The sequence below is a fragment of the Pseudokineococcus lusitanus genome (assembly GCF_003751265.1).
GTDB classification, from domain to species: domain Bacteria; phylum Actinomycetota; class Actinomycetes; order Actinomycetales; family Quadrisphaeraceae; genus Pseudokineococcus; species Pseudokineococcus lusitanus.
Window position 1 is genome coordinate 587,929 of sequence record NZ_RJKN01000001.1, and the last position, 13,792, is coordinate 601,720.

25 protein-coding genes and 3 tRNA genes are annotated in these 13,792 nt (G+C 76.4%); 24 read left to right on the plus strand and 4 right to left on the minus strand.

Translation table 11 applies throughout. The features are described 5' to 3' along the window. Positions 1-263: 263 nt before the first annotated feature. Positions 264-336: transfer RNA gene (locus tag EDC03_RS02620), tRNA-Arg, on the minus strand. A gap of 36 nt (positions 337-372) precedes the next feature. Further along, positions 373-1,650, minus strand: coding sequence for a PrsW family intramembrane metalloprotease (locus tag EDC03_RS02625; protein WP_123378580.1), 1,278 nt, complete (start codon positions 1,648-1,650; stop codon positions 373-375). 70 nt (positions 1,651-1,720) lie between these two features. Between EDC03_RS02625 and orn the strand changes: the two genes are divergently transcribed. From orn to EDC03_RS02645, 4 genes are all read left to right on the plus strand, one after another. After that, positions 1,721-2,332 carry an oligoribonuclease gene (gene orn, locus EDC03_RS02630; RefSeq protein WP_123378581.1) on the plus strand — a complete coding sequence of 204 codons (612 nt, stop codon included), beginning with the start codon at positions 1,721-1,723 and terminating at the stop codon, positions 2,330-2,332. Positions 2,333-2,431: 99 nt separating this feature from the next. Beyond that, positions 2,432-2,507, plus strand: a tRNA-His gene (locus EDC03_RS02635). A gap of 235 nt (positions 2,508-2,742) precedes the next feature. Then, positions 2,743-3,027, plus strand: a complete 285-nt coding sequence (locus tag EDC03_RS02640; protein WP_123378582.1) for a hypothetical protein — start codon at positions 2,743-2,745, stop codon at positions 3,025-3,027. A 79-nt stretch (positions 3,028-3,106) separates the two neighbouring features. Next, positions 3,107-3,179: transfer RNA gene (locus EDC03_RS02645), tRNA-Lys, on the plus strand. Here EDC03_RS02645 and EDC03_RS18530 read toward each other — a convergent pair. Further along, complete coding sequence (locus EDC03_RS18530; protein ID WP_123378804.1) at positions 3,141-3,470, minus strand: helix-turn-helix domain-containing protein; 330 nt, start codon at positions 3,468-3,470, stop codon at positions 3,141-3,143. The genes EDC03_RS02645 and EDC03_RS18530 overlap by 39 nt on opposite strands. A gap of 131 nt (positions 3,471-3,601) precedes the next feature. On the opposite strand from EDC03_RS18530, the gene EDC03_RS02655 reads away from it, so the two are divergent. From EDC03_RS02655 to EDC03_RS02740, 20 genes are all read left to right on the plus strand, one after another. Next, the gene (locus EDC03_RS02655; protein WP_123378583.1) at positions 3,602-3,838 is read left to right on the plus strand and encodes a helix-turn-helix domain-containing protein; all 237 of its coding nucleotides are present in this window, start codon (positions 3,602-3,604) and stop codon (positions 3,836-3,838) included. After that, positions 3,835-4,026: a hypothetical protein gene (locus EDC03_RS02660; protein ID WP_123378584.1), complete on the plus strand. Its 192-nt coding sequence runs from the start codon at positions 3,835-3,837 to the stop codon at positions 4,024-4,026. The genes EDC03_RS02655 and EDC03_RS02660 overlap by 4 nt, the downstream gene beginning before the upstream one ends. Before the next feature lie 146 nt (positions 4,027-4,172). Continuing rightward, the gene (locus EDC03_RS17760; RefSeq protein WP_199719865.1) at positions 4,173-4,346 is read left to right on the plus strand and encodes a hypothetical protein; all 174 of its coding nucleotides are present in this window, start codon (positions 4,173-4,175) and stop codon (positions 4,344-4,346) included. Beyond that, a complete protein-coding gene (locus EDC03_RS02665) occupies positions 4,343-4,807 on the plus strand; it encodes a hypothetical protein (protein ID WP_123378585.1) in 465 nt (154 codons plus the stop codon). Before EDC03_RS17760 ends, EDC03_RS02665 begins: the two co-directional genes overlap by 4 nt. Then, positions 4,804-5,076 carry a hypothetical protein gene (locus EDC03_RS17445; protein WP_158674175.1) on the plus strand — a complete coding sequence of 91 codons (273 nt, stop codon included), beginning with the start codon at positions 4,804-4,806 and terminating at the stop codon, positions 5,074-5,076. The genes EDC03_RS02665 and EDC03_RS17445 overlap by 4 nt, the downstream gene beginning before the upstream one ends. Then, positions 5,073-5,396, plus strand: a complete 324-nt coding sequence (locus tag EDC03_RS17450) for a hypothetical protein (RefSeq protein WP_158674176.1) — start codon at positions 5,073-5,075, stop codon at positions 5,394-5,396. The genes EDC03_RS17445 and EDC03_RS17450 overlap by 4 nt, the downstream gene beginning before the upstream one ends. After that, a complete protein-coding gene (locus EDC03_RS02675; protein ID WP_123378587.1) occupies positions 5,393-5,590 on the plus strand; it encodes a hypothetical protein in 198 nt (65 codons plus the stop codon). Before EDC03_RS17450 ends, EDC03_RS02675 begins: the two co-directional genes overlap by 4 nt. Continuing rightward, complete coding sequence (locus EDC03_RS02680) at positions 5,587-6,033, plus strand: hypothetical protein (RefSeq protein ID WP_148057991.1); 447 nt, start codon at positions 5,587-5,589, stop codon at positions 6,031-6,033. The genes EDC03_RS02675 and EDC03_RS02680 overlap by 4 nt, the downstream gene beginning before the upstream one ends. Further along, entirely contained in the window at positions 6,017-6,469 is a 453-nt protein-coding gene (locus EDC03_RS02685; protein ID WP_123378589.1) for a hypothetical protein, read from the plus strand. Before EDC03_RS02680 ends, EDC03_RS02685 begins: the two co-directional genes overlap by 17 nt. Next, a complete protein-coding gene (locus EDC03_RS02690) occupies positions 6,469-6,696 on the plus strand; it encodes a hypothetical protein (protein WP_123378590.1) in 228 nt (75 codons plus the stop codon). The genes EDC03_RS02685 and EDC03_RS02690 overlap by 1 nt, the downstream gene beginning before the upstream one ends. Next, the gene (locus tag EDC03_RS02695; protein WP_123378591.1) at positions 6,693-7,079 is read left to right on the plus strand and encodes a hypothetical protein; all 387 of its coding nucleotides are present in this window, start codon (positions 6,693-6,695) and stop codon (positions 7,077-7,079) included. Before EDC03_RS02690 ends, EDC03_RS02695 begins: the two co-directional genes overlap by 4 nt. Continuing rightward, a complete protein-coding gene (locus EDC03_RS02700) occupies positions 7,076-7,282 on the plus strand; it encodes a hypothetical protein (RefSeq protein ID WP_123378592.1) in 207 nt (68 codons plus the stop codon). The genes EDC03_RS02695 and EDC03_RS02700 overlap by 4 nt, the downstream gene beginning before the upstream one ends. A 61-nt stretch (positions 7,283-7,343) precedes the next feature. Further along, positions 7,344-8,945, plus strand: a complete 1,602-nt coding sequence (locus EDC03_RS02705; RefSeq protein ID WP_123378593.1) for a ParB/RepB/Spo0J family partition protein — start codon at positions 7,344-7,346, stop codon at positions 8,943-8,945. After that, positions 8,942-9,652 carry a ParB/RepB/Spo0J family partition protein gene (locus EDC03_RS02710; protein ID WP_158674177.1) on the plus strand — a complete coding sequence of 237 codons (711 nt, stop codon included), beginning with the start codon at positions 8,942-8,944 and terminating at the stop codon, positions 9,650-9,652. Before EDC03_RS02705 ends, EDC03_RS02710 begins: the two co-directional genes overlap by 4 nt. After that, complete coding sequence (locus tag EDC03_RS02715; RefSeq protein WP_123378595.1) at positions 9,649-10,962, plus strand: DNA polymerase III subunit beta family protein; 1,314 nt, start codon at positions 9,649-9,651, stop codon at positions 10,960-10,962. Before EDC03_RS02710 ends, EDC03_RS02715 begins: the two co-directional genes overlap by 4 nt. A gap of 9 nt (positions 10,963-10,971) precedes the next feature. Beyond that, positions 10,972-11,241 (plus strand): hypothetical protein, encoded by a 270-nt coding sequence (locus tag EDC03_RS02720; protein WP_123378596.1) that lies wholly within the window; start codon positions 10,972-10,974, stop codon positions 11,239-11,241. Beyond that, complete coding sequence (locus tag EDC03_RS02725) at positions 11,238-11,429, plus strand: hypothetical protein (RefSeq protein WP_123378597.1); 192 nt, start codon at positions 11,238-11,240, stop codon at positions 11,427-11,429. Before EDC03_RS02720 ends, EDC03_RS02725 begins: the two co-directional genes overlap by 4 nt. Before the next feature lie 94 nt (positions 11,430-11,523). After that, entirely contained in the window at positions 11,524-12,702 is a 1,179-nt protein-coding gene (locus tag EDC03_RS02730) for an HNH endonuclease (RefSeq protein ID WP_123378598.1), read from the plus strand. Next, a complete protein-coding gene (locus EDC03_RS02735; protein ID WP_148057992.1) occupies positions 12,702-13,106 on the plus strand; it encodes a hypothetical protein in 405 nt (134 codons plus the stop codon). The genes EDC03_RS02730 and EDC03_RS02735 overlap by 1 nt, the downstream gene beginning before the upstream one ends. Continuing rightward, positions 13,103-13,636: a hypothetical protein gene (locus EDC03_RS02740; protein ID WP_123378600.1), complete on the plus strand. Its 534-nt coding sequence runs from the start codon at positions 13,103-13,105 to the stop codon at positions 13,634-13,636. Before EDC03_RS02735 ends, EDC03_RS02740 begins: the two co-directional genes overlap by 4 nt. On the opposite strand, the gene EDC03_RS17455 is transcribed toward EDC03_RS02740, so the two are convergent. Next, positions 13,614-13,781: a hypothetical protein gene (locus EDC03_RS17455; protein WP_158674178.1), complete on the minus strand. Its 168-nt coding sequence runs from the start codon at positions 13,779-13,781 to the stop codon at positions 13,614-13,616. The genes EDC03_RS02740 and EDC03_RS17455 overlap by 23 nt on opposite strands. Positions 13,782-13,792: the final 11 nt, after the last annotated feature.

The window sequence follows — 13,792 nt, forward strand, 5'->3', positions numbered from 1 at the left end:
CACCCGGGCGGGGGGCCCGGGGTCGAGCACCGCAGGGGGACGACATGGCACTGCGCTTCACCGGGCCGTCGAGCTGGCCGCGGCCGCGGGACCGGGGGGCACCGCGCACGCCCCCGCCCGGCGCCACCTGCCCGGACGCGCCGCCGCCCGCGCCGCTCGGCGGCTCGACGCACCCGTGGCGGGGGGCGTGGCACCGCATGCGGTCGGGCGTGCGCGCCTGGCGGACGACGGGCACGTGGGCGGACGACAGCGGTGCGGCGGTGCGCCCCCGGCAGGATTCGAACCTGCGACCAAGAGATTAGAAGGCTCCTGCTCTGTCCCCTGAGCTACGAGGGCCGGCACCGGCGAGGGTAGCCGCGCGCCGCGCCCGGCTCAGGCGGGGACCGGTGCCCGGCCGAGGACGGTCGGCCCGCCCGACGGCGCGAGGAAGCGGCGCCGCAGCAGCCACAGGCTGGCGAGCACCCGCTCCTCCTCCGTGCGTGCCTCCTCGTCGACCGGGCGGCCGCGGTGGCGCTCCCGGGCGAAGGCGAGCTCGCAGGCCAGCTCCTGGAACTCGACCATCGCGGCCTCGGCCCCGGGGCCGCCGGCGGCGCGGGCCCACCGCCGCGCCCGACGCCGCTCGGGCAGCGAGGCGACCATCGCCGCCTCCGGCCCGGTGATCCACCCGGCGGCGGCGTACGTGTCGAGGTGCCGCCGCACGACGCGCGACTCGCGGCGGCGGGCCAGCACCGCCAGCACCACCGCGCCGACGAAGACGGGCACCTGCAGGAGCACGTAGACGAGCGGGAACCCGAGACCCCCGGCGACGTCGACGAACGTCGACCCGTTCCACAGCCCGTGCAACGTCACGGCGACGAGCAGGCCGGCGACCGGGAAGAGCCAGCGGGCGGGCCCGCGGCGCGTGAGCGCGAGGCCGATGCCCACGCCGACGGCCATCGTGAAGAGCGGGTGCGCGAAGGGCGACACGACGGCCCGCAGGACGAAGACGACCGCCAGCTCGTCCGTGCCGCCGCCCACGAGCGACCGACTGAAGTAGAGGACGTTCTCGACGAAGGCGAAGCCGATGCCCACCATGCCCGCGTAGACGATGCCGTCCACGACGCCGTCCAGCTCGCGCCGGCGCAGGAGCAGGACGCCGACGACGCCGAGCGCCTTCGCCACCTCCTCCGTCAGCGGTGCGACGACGGCGAGCGTCACGAGCCCGGGCGGGCCGGCGTCGTCGAGCAGCACCGACGCCTGCGTGTTGACCGCCAGCGCGATGGCCGTCGCCACGCCCCCGCCCCAGCCGAGGGCGAACAGCAGCAGGCCCGGCGGCTCGGCCTCGAAGCGGTCGAGCCACAGGAAGGCGGCGCCGACGAGGAGGACGGGCAGCAGCGCGAGGACGAGGGCCACGAGGACCGCCGACGGGCTGGTGTCCTCGACGATGATCCACAGCACACGGGACAGACCGGCGACGATGACGACGGCCAGCACCGTGCCGACGAGGAGCGCCCGAGCGCGGCGGCGACGGCTCCTCGGGGGCCGCGGGGAGGGGACGACGGGTCCGACCGGGGCGACGTCCTCGGCCTCCGCGGCGGTCCCCGCCGGGGCGGGGCCGTCGGCGCCGACCGGGCGGACGTGGTCGCCGCCGGGGGCGCCCTGCTGGCTCATGACGGGGACGCTAGCCGCTGCCGCGGCGACCCTCCCGGCGACGGCGGGACCGCCGCCCTAGCATCGCCGGATGGCCACCTCACCCTCCTCCCAGCGCATCGTCTGGATCGACTGCGAGATGACCGGGCTCGACCTGGTCGCCGACGCCCTCGTCGAGGTGGCCGTGCTCGTCACGGACTCCGACCTCCAGGTCGTCGGGGAGGGCCTCGACGTCGTCATCCGCCCCCCGGAGGCGGCCCTCCTGCAGATGCGCGACGTCGTGCGCGAGATGCACACCTCCTCCGGCCTCCTCGAGGAGCTGGCGGAGGGCACGACCATGGAGGACGCCGCGGAGCGGGTGCTCGCGCACGTCCGCGACCTCGTGCCCGAGGCGCGCAAGGCGCCGCTGGCCGGCAACTCGGTCGGCACCGACCGGGGCTTCCTCGCCCGCGACATGCCGGACCTCGTCGACCACCTGCACTACCGGATCATCGACGTGTCGTCCGTCAAGGAGCTCGCCCGCCGCTGGTTCCCCCGGGCGTACTTCGCCTCCCCGGAGAAGAAGGGCGGGCACCGGGCCCTCGCGGACATCCGCGAGAGCATCGACGAGCTGCGGTACTACCGCGAGGCCGTCTTCGTGCCCGCGCCCGGCCCCGACTCCGCCACCGCGCGGGCGGCGGCGGCCCGGGTGGCGCGCGCCTGACGCCCGTCCCGCACCGGCCCGGAACCGTCTCGACCGCCGCCCGGCAGCGGGTACAGTGGTCCCGCTCGACGGCGTCCCCGTGACGTCGGCGCAGCGATGGTGGGTGTAGCTCAGCTGGTAGAGCACCGCGTTGTGGTCGCGGTGGCCGCGGGTTCAAGTCCCGTCACTCACCCCATCCGACGCCCCGTCGGCCCCTGCGGCCGGCGGGGCGTCGTCGTCCCGGGCCGCGGCCGGCGGCGCTTCGGCGTCACGGGCTCCCCGGTCTGCCCGCGTCACCCGGACGGCCCCGCGCTCGCGTCCCCCTCCCGCCGCCGGCGTCCGGTCTGACAGACTTCGCCCTGTCGTGCCCACCCGACGGGGCCCACCGCCGGGCAGCGGGACGCGACCGGCACGTCCCGCAGGAGGACCTCATGGCCAGCGAGCCCACCACCCCGCCCGAGGGCGTCGACGTCGTCGGCCAGGGCGACGAGGACAGCACGAGCGGCAGCGACCACGTCATGGACATGCTCGGCGAGCACGTGCCCCTGTCGCTGCTCATGGACCTCACGGCGCCCAAGGGCCCCGACAGCGAGACGATCCTCGGCGACGAGGGCCTCCCCGAGGACAGCTGGTGGGCGCTCGGCGGCAGCGCCGACGGCGAGGTCGCCTCCGACGAGGACGCGGCCGACGACGACGCGGAGGGCACCACCCGCTGACCCGCGAGGCCGGTGGGCGCCGGTCGACGGCCTCGATTTCGCACGTCCCGCGCCCGCTGGTACCTTCGTCCTCGCACCCGCGCTGCTAGCTCAATTGGCAGAGCAACTGACTCTTAATCAGTGGGTTCCCGGTTCGAGTCCGGGGCGGCGCACTCGGAGGCAACCTGGCCCCCGTCCGGTCCATCCGGGCGGGGGCCTCGTGCGTCCACGGCTCCAACGAAGTAGCCGACCGGCACGTTGAGCAGGCCCGCCAGCTGCTCGAGGTCGTCGACGTCGAAGGCCGTCTGCCCCGTCGCCCGCCTGCTCCAGTAGGCCGATGACTGCCCCAGCAAGTTGCCCAGCGACCGCACGCTGATGCGCGCCCGCGCCAGCTCAGCGCGGACCTGGCCGGCGACGAGGTCCCGGGCGCTGCCTCGCCTGGGCAGCGGAGTGACTGTGCTCATGCGGTGAGCGTATAGAGCACCCGCTAGGCGTGTCACGCCAATCGCGCGACTTCACCCTCTAGAGACGACTCAGCACGATCACCGACGCGTTGGGGTTGACACCGCGTCGCTGAGCGACGCACCATCCCGGCATGCCCCGCGTCGCTGAGCGAGTCGCCGCATCGGTGAGAGCCGAGATGGCACGTCGCAAGATCAGCCAGGCCACTGTCGCACGCCATCTCGGCATGTCGCAGCCCGCCGTCTACCGCCGCCTCGCCGGCGTCGTGCCCTTCGACGTCAACGAGCTGCAGGCCGTCGCCGACCTCCTCGAGGTCCCCACCAGCACCCTGCTCGCCGACGAGCCGACGGCCGCCGCGGTGACGTCGTGACCGCGCTCGCCGTCGTCGGAAGCCTCCTCGTCCTCGGTGCCCTCGCGCTGGTCGTCCTCGTGCTGGGTTTGGCCCGCACCTCGGCCGGCGCCGACGAGGACGCACTCGAGATCGACCGCCGGCAGCGGCAGGCCGCGACGGCCCCGCTGCTCGCGCTCCTGCCGACGCCCCGGGCGCCGGCCCCCTGAGCCCCGGCCGTCCGAGCGCGCCCACCCCCGTCGCGCTCGGGCGGCCGGTCCCCCACTCCCCTGCACCAGCCCGCACGACGACGACGGGCCCGCCCCCTCACGCCTGGCAGCTGCTGGGGCGGGCCCACCGACACCAGGAGAGTCCCATGGAGTCCACGACCGACACCCCCAGCAGCCTCCCGCTGCTGCTCGCGCTCAACCGCAGCGGCAAGCCGATCTACGGCGGCACCGTCCCGCTCGAGGTCGTCGCCCGCCGCCGCGCTGCGAACCGTGCCGCGCGCCGCGCCCGCCGCGTGCACCGCGTCCGGAGCGCCCGGTGAGCGCCCCGACGACGGAGGCGCCGCGCTGGGCCACGACGACGCTGGCCGAGCACGCCAGCGCGCTGACCGCCCTGCAGTGGCTCGCCGAGCAGCACCCCGACCTGCCGAGCGGCGTCGTCCACCTCTCGGCCTACCGCCGAGAGGGCCAGCCGACCGAGACGACGTCCCGCGAACTGCAGGTGCAGGTCCGCACCGTCGACGAGGTGCACGCGTGGGCCGGCGTCCTCGGCGCCACGGCCGGGCTCGCGCCGACCCGCTACACGCCCGGCCGCACCCTCGTCTTCGTCGACGGCTCCGCCCACGACGTCCACGTGCACGTCTGGGCGCTCCTCGCGGTCGAGGTCCTCGACGACGACGCCCTCGAGCGCGCCAGCACGCCGACCGCCGCCGCGGTCCGTCTCGTCAGCAAGAACGCCGGCGAGCGGCACCTGCATGTCGCCACCCGGGGCGGTGCTCGGTGACCGCGCTCGAGGCGGCCGGCCTCGCCGGCGACATCGCCGTCAAGGTCGCGACGGGCGCGCTGACCTTCGGCACCCTCGTCGTCCTGCTGCTCGTGCTCGCCCGCCCCGCGCGCGACGCCGTCCGCTACATCGCCCCGGGCGCCGAGCAGGCCGTCCGCGACGTCGTCGCCGAGGCCCGCGCTCGCCACGAGGCCGGCCGTGCACGGGTCGCGGCGTACGACGAGGCGCAGGCCCGCCGCGAGGCGCTGCAGCTGCGGAGGGTCGCGTGAGCGCCCAGCCGCGCGAGAAGCGCCCCCAGCGGCCCGCGCCGACGTCCCATCCGGAGCGGCGCACCACCGGCGACCTCACCCCGCTGATGGCGGGCAGCCTCATCGTCCGCGGCTTCGCCACGCACGCCGAGGCGATGACCGACGCCGACACCCTCGCCCGGGTCCTCGACCGGCGCCTCGAGGTGCACCGCGCCGGCTGCGGGCCCGACCGCTTCTGGGCGGTCTTCCCGCCGGACCCGGCGTGGCGCCAGCAGGTCGGCCGCTTCGGCCAGGTCCACGCGCACGTCATCGAGGCCGTCATCGTCGGGCGGCCCTCATGACCGCCACCGTCACCACCACCGGCCCCGGGGCAGTCCTCCGCAACGTCGCCATCCGCGGCGACGTCTCGATCGAGCACAACGGCGCCACCGTCTCCGGCGTCCAGCTCATCCGTGCAGCCGGCGATCTCGCGACCCCGGCCGCCTTTGTGCTCGGCGCCGTCCTCGGTGCTCTCGTGTGGCGGTGGGGCCGATGAGCGCCCCGACACCCCGCGACCTCGCCGCCGGCCGCGTCCGCGTCCCGACCGGCGAGGGCGCTTGGCTCGCTGACCAGGTCGAGGACGGCCCCACCGCCGAGGACATGGCCGCCGCCACCGCGCCCGCCAGCGACCCGCCCACGGCGGCGGACGCGCCTCCCGAGGACCTGGCCGCGGCCTGGGGCAGCCACCGCTGGCTCCGCGAAGCGCTCGCCGCCCGGGACCGCGCCCACGGCGCCGCCCTCGGAGGGCACCAGCGCGTCGCGGAGATCCACCGCTTCGAGGCCGGCCTGGCGCTCGCCGTCGACTTCGTCCGCGGCGTCCACCGCGCCGCCGCCGGCGTGAACCGCTGCGCCACCGCCCTCAACGCCATCGCGGTCGCGATCCGACCGCCCGTGGAGAGCCCGGCCGCCGAGGAGGTGCCCGATGCCCGCCAGCCCTGAGGACCGCGAGCAGCTGCGCCAGGACCACCCGGGCGCGGCCGCGCACCTGCCCGACCGCCGCGGCGGCAGCCCCGTCGTCATGACGGACGACTGCTTCGCCGGCCGCCACCAGCACGTCGGCGACGCCCGCGGCTGCCAGGGCAAGGGCTGCGCGTGCGCGTGTCACGACGTCGCCGCCACGACCGAGCACCTGCAGGCGCTCGCCGACGAGCTCGGTCACGACGTCGAGGGCTGGCCGCTGCTCGACCTGGCCGCGCACCTGCGTGACCCGGCACCGGTCACCGGGCGCCCGCAGCTGGCCGAGGAGCACGTCGAGGCCGTCGTCCGGCTCGTGCTCGACCTCGGCTGGCGCCCGGCGCGCAGGCCCGACGGCTTGCGCTACCGGACGGGCCCGATCGACGTCGACGAGCGGCGCACCGCCGACGGCGGTGCGTGATGGCCGACGACGAGCTGCCGCTCGAGGAGTCGCTGCTGCCGACGTCGCTGGCGAAGGCCGCGGCCCGGGGCGAGGAGCTCGACGAGGACGCCATCGCGATGCTCCGCGCGACGCCGAAGCGCGCGCCGCACCTGCCGACGCTCGACGAGACGATCCGCCGCGGCCGCGCCGCCGGCAAGGCCTCTCGCGGCCAGTACAAGGCGTCGGGCTACCGGAGGTTCCGGTGAGCCGGTCGCGGCACGTGCGGAAGCGGAAGGTCGGCGACCCGGTCCCGACCTGCCCCGCCGGCTGCGGCGCCCGGGTGCTCGTCGTCCGCGACGAGGCCGGGCAGGAGGTCCTCGTCGACTTCCACCGCGCCCCGGACGAGCGGCCGACCGTCGCCGCGCTGGCCGTGCGCCGGACGGGCCCGATGTCGGGCCTCGCTCGGTCGGTCGACCGCGAGGGCGCCCGCCCGCTCGAGCCCAACGAGCGGCTGCACCGCGTCCACGCCCAGGTGTGCCCCCGCAACGAGGGCTACGCCCACCGGGAGCGTCTGCGCCGCGCCCAGCAGGGCTCGGCCGCGGCCGCCGACGTCGTCGACGTCACCGTGCCCCGCTGGGGCGACGAGTGACCCGCTGCGCCACCGCGCCCGCCGGGCCGCGGCCGGCCTTCCACGTCGAGCACCGCACCGACGACGGCGCCGTCCTCGTCGGCCCCGTCGTCTACGCGCGGACCGCGGTCGCCGCGCTCGACCGGGCGGAGGCCTCCGCCGACGCCCGCCCGGGCACGTGGGAGCGCCTCGCCGGCGACGCCGTCCTCGCCTGGCTCGCCTGAGCCCGGCCCCAGCACGCAGCACTACGACCCGTCCCCGCTGAAGACCGCCAGGAGCCCCACCGTGACCGCTGCCCCCGCCGAGACCGCACCCTCGACGCACTTCGCCGAGATCCCCGCCAAGCACCTCACCCCGCACCCCAAGAACGTCCGCGTCGACGTCGGCGACGTCACCGACCTCGCCGCGTCGATCAAGACGCAGGGCGTGCTCCAGCCCCTCGTCGTCGCGCCCATGGCGCCCGCCAAGGGCAGCCGGTCGAAGCAGCAGCAGTACGTCGTCATCGCCGGCCACCGCCGCCTCGCCGCCGCCACCACCGCCCGGCTGACGGTGCTGCCGTGCGTGGTCCGCGAGGACCTCGTCGGTGAGGCCGAGCAGCTGCAGGCGATGCTCGTGGAGAACGGCCAGCGCACCGACCTCACCCCGGTTGAGGAGGGCGACGCGTACCGGGCCCTGACGCTCGACTACGGCGTCTCGGTCAAGGACCTCGCCAAGAACATCGGGCGGTCGCAGCAGCTCGTCCGCGGCCGCATCACCCTCTCCGGGTCACCCGACTCGGTCCGCACCCGCGTCATCGCCGGGCAGGTGCCGATCGAGCAGGCCATCGAGCTGGCGTCCTTCGACGGGCTCCCCGAGGTCCACGACGCGCTCGCCAAGCACCTCGGCGGTAGCAGCTGGTCCTGGGCCCTGCAGGACGCCCGCAACGCCCGGACCGGGGCGGAGGCCTTCACCAGGGACGTCCGGGACGTCGAGCGGTCGCAGACCCGCCGGGTCGAGGAGCGGCCCGACGGCGACGTCGTCGTCACCCTCGACGACCTCAGCGAGGCGGCGTCGGAGCAGGCCTTCACCGCGGTGCTGGACGCCCAGCATGAGGACGTTCCAGAGGACGAAGCCGAGCAGGCCGCCTCGGCGGCCGCGGCCGAGGCGCGCGCCGCCCTTGCCGTCGAGGGGCACGCCTCGTGCCCGGGGCACTGCGCGTACATCCAGCAGGGCCGGGCGGGCACGTACACGGGCTGGCAGCCGGGGTACGTGCAGTACTGCTGCGACCAGCCCGTGCTGCACGCCAACGTGACCGGGTGGGAGGCCCCGTCGCGGGGCAGCGACGAGGCAGCCGCCGCCGCGGCCGCCAGGGAGCAGGAGCGGCAGGACAGGGAGCGCGAGCTCGACGCCGCGCTGAAGCTGGCGGCCACCCTCCGCCGCGCCCACCTCGCCGACCACGCCAGCGCGCTGTCGCCGGCGGCGGCCATCACCGCCGCTGTCGAGGTCATCGTCGACAAGGTCGCCGGCAGCGGCCGCGGCTCCGTCGCCGCCTTCGCCGAGATCCTCGACATCGAGCTGCCCCTCCCGCCGGGCTACGGCGCCGACCTCGACTACACCGAGCGCGACCGGCTCGCCAAGAAGGCCGCGGCCGGCCAGCGCACCGCGCTCACCACCGCGCTCACCGGCCGCCCGCTGCCCGAGCTCGTCGCCCTCATCCGCGTCGCCGAGTGGCTGCCCGAAGAGGCCGGCATCGCCGACACGACCTCCCGCTGGGTGTGGCAGCGCGCCGGCGACTACCTCCGGGCGCTCGCCGGCATGGGCTACACGTGGTCACCGGTCGAGGAGCAGGCCCTCCCCGACGACGTCCGCCCCGCGGCCGAGGAGCCGCCCACCGAGGGCGCGTCGTGACGGGCGAGCGGGTCGCCCTCGTCCGCCTCGACCAGGTCGACTTCCACCCCCACAACATCCGCCGCGACCTCGGCGACCTCCGGGCCCTGTCCGACTCGCTGCTCGTCTACGGCCTGCAGTCGCCCATCAGCGTCGAGCGGTGGGGCGAGCGGCTCCGGCTGCGCGCCGGTCACCGCCGCGTCGCCGCAGCGCGCATGGCGGGCATCCCGCGGCTCACCGCCGTCATCCACCCGGAACCGCTGCCGCTGCGCGAGTGGCTCGAGGCCTCGGTGCAGGAGAACGTCCACCGCGCCGGCGTCGACGCGGCCGAGCGCGCCCACACCGTGCGGCGCCTCCGCGAGCTCAAGGCCACCTGGCCCGAGATCGCTGCCGTCTTCGGCGTCTCCGTGGGCACCGTCCAGCGCTACGCCGCCGGCGAGGCCGACGACCTTGCACCGGGCTCCGCGGTGCTCGTCGACGTCGAGGACCAGGCGCCCGACGGCGCCGCGCCCGCCCCTCACCTGTCGGCCGCCCGCCCCGCCGCCGCGACGCCCAAGCCGCCGCGCCCCCGCACCACCGTCTCCACCCGCCTGCTCGTCGAGGTTCTCGACCGGTGGGCCGACGCCGCCCCCTCCGCCCTCATCAACGAGCTCCACGCCCTCGCGGAGACCGGCCGCCTCCCTCAGCAGCCCACCCCCGACCACGACGACGCCAGGAGCACCCGATGAACGCGACCCTCGCCGACGCCCCCACCGCCACCAGCACGCCCACGGCCGCCCCGCGGAGCGGCCTCGCCGCCCAGGTCGCCCAGGAGGACCTGGCCCGTGCGCTCGCCTTCGTCCGCACGGCAGGCGCCGGCGCCCGCCGCGGCGGCAGGCACGTGCTCCTGCAGCACGACGGCACCGCGCTGACCGTCACCGGCGGCGACCACGACCGCGACCGCACCGTCGAGGCCTCCGTCCGCCTGGTCTGCCCGGGCCGCAAGGGCCGCGTCGTCGCGCTCGCCGCGGACCTGCCCGCGCTGGTCAAGGCGATCGGGCGCCGGGCCACCGTCCACCTGTCCGTGGGCGCAGCGGCCGGCGATGACTTCGACGCGCGCACCGGCACCGGCCGGCGCCTGTTCGTCGAGGGCGCCGACGCCTCCTACGCCGTCCCCCTGGGCCACCCCGACGACGACTGGTCCGACCTGGACGCCGGCCCCGCCGTGCTCCTCGCCACCATGACGGGCGAGGCGATGGCCGCCGCCGCGCGTCCCGCCTACGCCGCCTCGCCCGACGAGACGCTGCCGATCCTCACCGCCGTCCGTGTCCACCTTGACGACGGCCACATCGTCACGGCCGCGACCGACCGCTACCGCCTCGCCCGCGCGGCCGCCCCGGCCACCGTCGCCGAGCCCGTCGCCGGGCTCCTCGTGCCCGCCCGCCCGCTGGCCGCGCTCGCGGACCGGTGGCGCGCCGAGCGGGCCGTGTGGTGGCACCGCCTCGACGGCCCGCCCGGCCAGCGCGACTACGTCCGCTGGTCCTCCGGCGAGGAGACGTGGACGCAGCTCGCCGTCGACGGCGAGTACCCCAGGATCGACCAGCTCCTGCCCGACGTGACAGGGGCGCGCGTCTGGGTCGACGTCGACCGGGTCGCCCTGCTCACCGCCTTCGCCCGCGTGTCTGTTCTGGCCGCCATGAACGACCCCCTGCGTCTGGCCCTCGTCTCCGGTCCCGACGGCGCAACCCTGCGCGTGACGTCGACGTCCCACGGCGGCGAGGCGCGCACCGCCGTCACCGTGACCGGCTGGGCCGAGCCCGACGACAACGCCGAGCGCATCACCATCGCCCTCAACCGCGGCTTCGCGCCCGGCCTGCTGCGCTCGCTGACGGCCACCACCGTCCGCCTCGTCTTCCACGAGTCCCAGCCGACGCAGAAGCCCGTCGTCGCCCTGCAGTCGCCGGTCCGGCCCGCCCCGGCCGCCGACGACCTCGCGGCGACGCCCGAGCCCGACGACCTCCTCGTCTCGCTGCTCATGCCCGTGCGCATGGCCGGCTGAGCCCACGCCGTGACCACGCCGCCCGCCGACCACCCGGCGCTCGACCTCGAGCTGCCGGCGCCCGCGTCACCCCCCACGGCGACCCGGCGGGCGGCGTCAAGCCCCACCACCTCCCGCCCGCCCCTCGGCGTCACCGCCGCCGACGTGTGGTGGGACGGCCTCAGCCCCGACCGACGAGCGCAGATCCACCGCTGGATCACCCAGCGCGCCCAGCACCACGACCACGTGGACGGCCAGCTCGACGCCCTCGACCACCTCGCCACGGAGCAGCCCACATGAGCGCCGCAGCCGTCCTCGCTGCCGCCGCCCTCGGCGTGCTCGCAGGAACCGTCGGCGCGCTCGGCGGCTGCCACGCCCTCGACGCCGTTCTCCACCGCGACGAGGAGGCAGCGCTCATCGCCGCCCTCTGCCTGGCTCTCGCCCTGCTCCTGCTCGCCGGCGCCTGCGCCGTCGGGTCCCTCGCATGACCGCCGCCAGCCGCGCTCGCGGCCCGCCCGGGCACAGAACCACCAGCCGAACCACACCCAGCGCGCAGCGCTCGCCGACAGGAGGTCCCACCCCGTGCCCTGGTCGAAGGGAGGCGACACCGGTGCAACGCACCCCGCCCTGCTCGCCGCCGACGACGCTCGCGACGAGAGGGCGCTCAACGAGGTGGCCGGCTTCGTGCTCCGCGCCTACCTGCAGTCGGCCGGTCACATGACCGACTACGTCCTCGACGAGGGGACGGCCCGTCTCCTCGGCCGCTCCCGCACGGACTGGCTCGTCAGGCGCGCGACCCGTGCCGGTCTCCTCGAGCGCGTACCCGGCAGGTCGAGGTGCTGGAAGCTCCTCGAGGATCCCGAGTTCGTGCACCTGCGGCTGCGCGCCGACGTCGAGCGCGAGCGACGCCGGAAGCGGGACAACGCCAACGAGGCGCTGACCGTGCAGGTGCGCCTTCGCGACGGCGACGAGTGCCGCTACTGCGGGAGCGTCGTGAACTGGCGCGACCGTAAGGGCGGCCGTGGCGGCACCTACGACCACAACCCGCCGGTGCAGCCCGGCCAAGCCACCACGGTCGGCGGCCTCTTCGTCTCGTGCCAACGGTGCAACGGCACCCGCGGCGCGCTCGCCGACCCCGACGGTCTCCTGCCGCTGCGTCCGCAGCCGATGGAGCCGTACTTCACCGCCCTCTCGGTCGCCTACCTCGGCGAGCGAGGGCACGTCGTCCGACCCGGTGCCCCGCGGCCCGGTGAGCAGCAGGAGCAGCAGCCAGCGCCCAGCGCCCGACCCCGCACCCAGCGGGCCCCGGAGCAGCAGGAGCAGCAGGCAGCGCCCAGCGCCACCGGGGCGGCCGGCGGAGAGGCAGGAGCAGCAGCCAGCGCCCAGCGCCCGACCCCGCACCCAGCGAGCCCCGGAGCAGCAGGAGCAGCAGGCAGCGCCCAGCGCCCGCCGGTCGCCCGCGACCACCACGGCGACGCCGACCCCGCGACGGGGCCGCCAGGCCCCGCCCAGGGCCCGCCTGCGTGGGCCGTGGACGGACCCGACCCCGGCGGCCGACCTGCAGGTCCTGCAGATCTGAGGCATTCGGCCCGGGACGGGTCGGGGCGGGACGGGTTGGAGGTCCCCCCTCCCAGCCGCCGCCTGCCCTCACCGACCCATCCCGCGCCCACCTCCGCCCAGCCCCCGCCCGACAGCCGACCCCGCGCTCGACGCCGCGGCGGCCGTGGTCGTGGCAGCAAGCGCACCTCCGAGGAGACCTGATGCCCAGGAAGAAGACCCGCCGCGTGGACCTGCCCGAGGGTCCGACGTCGTCGCCGCACCCCGACGGCGAGCAGCTGCTGCAGGACGCCATCCCGAGGGCGCTGACCCTGGCCGGGTCGATCCGCGACGAGGGCCACGAGGCCGTCGCCGCTGTCACCGCCGACCTCACTCGCGACGAGCTCGTCGCCCTGGCCGTGGCCCTGGCCGCGATGGTCGACGTCGACGCACCGGCGTCGGACCTCTTGGCGTGGGTCGACGAGCCGGAGCCGACCCCGGCGCAGCTGCGGGCCTGGCACGCCGCGTGGAAGCGCGGCGAGCAGGACGACGTCACCCGCGAGGGCGAGCGGCTCTACCAGGCGTGGCGGCACCGCGAGCAGCGGGCCCGCTTCGTGGCGGCATCGTGAGCGCCCCGACCTTGTCCGCCGCCGACCAGGCGCTGCTCGCGCTGCACGAGCCGCCGGCCGACGCCGCCGGCCGTGAGCGGTGGGTGCTGCGGGTGCAGTGCGGCGTGCAGGACCCGGCGTCGTGGCTGTCGGCCAACGACCGCTCCCGGGGCTGGCAGCGCCGGCAGCGCATCACGCTGGCCTGGCGGAGCGCCGGGACGTGGGCGTGGCGCCAGCAGCTGCGGGACGTCCGGCTGCAGCGGGCGCACATCGTCGCCGTCCTCCACCACGGCCTCGGACCGCGGCGCGACCCGGCGAACAGCGCTCCGACGGTCAAGGCGCTGGTCGACGGCCTGGTCGACGCCGGCCGCGGCCTGCTGCCCGACGACGACGACCGCCACCTGCTCGGCCCGGACCTGCGGCTTGGTGAGTCGACGAGGTGGGCCAAGCAGGTCCACACCTACCCGCCGCCCATGGCCGCGGTGACGCTGCTCATCACCGACCTCGGCGACGCCCTCCCGCCGCGCCTCAGCGCCCGGCGGCCGAGGTGAGGACGACCGCGCAGCCGTGCTGCATCGAGCTCTCCCAGGTCGCGTGCTCGGCCTGCGGCGAGCTGCTGCCCGTCCTCGACGTGCAGGAGCGCCAGACCCGCCACGCCTCGTGCGGCATGCCCCCGCCGCCGCGACGCACCAGCACCCGCACCACTC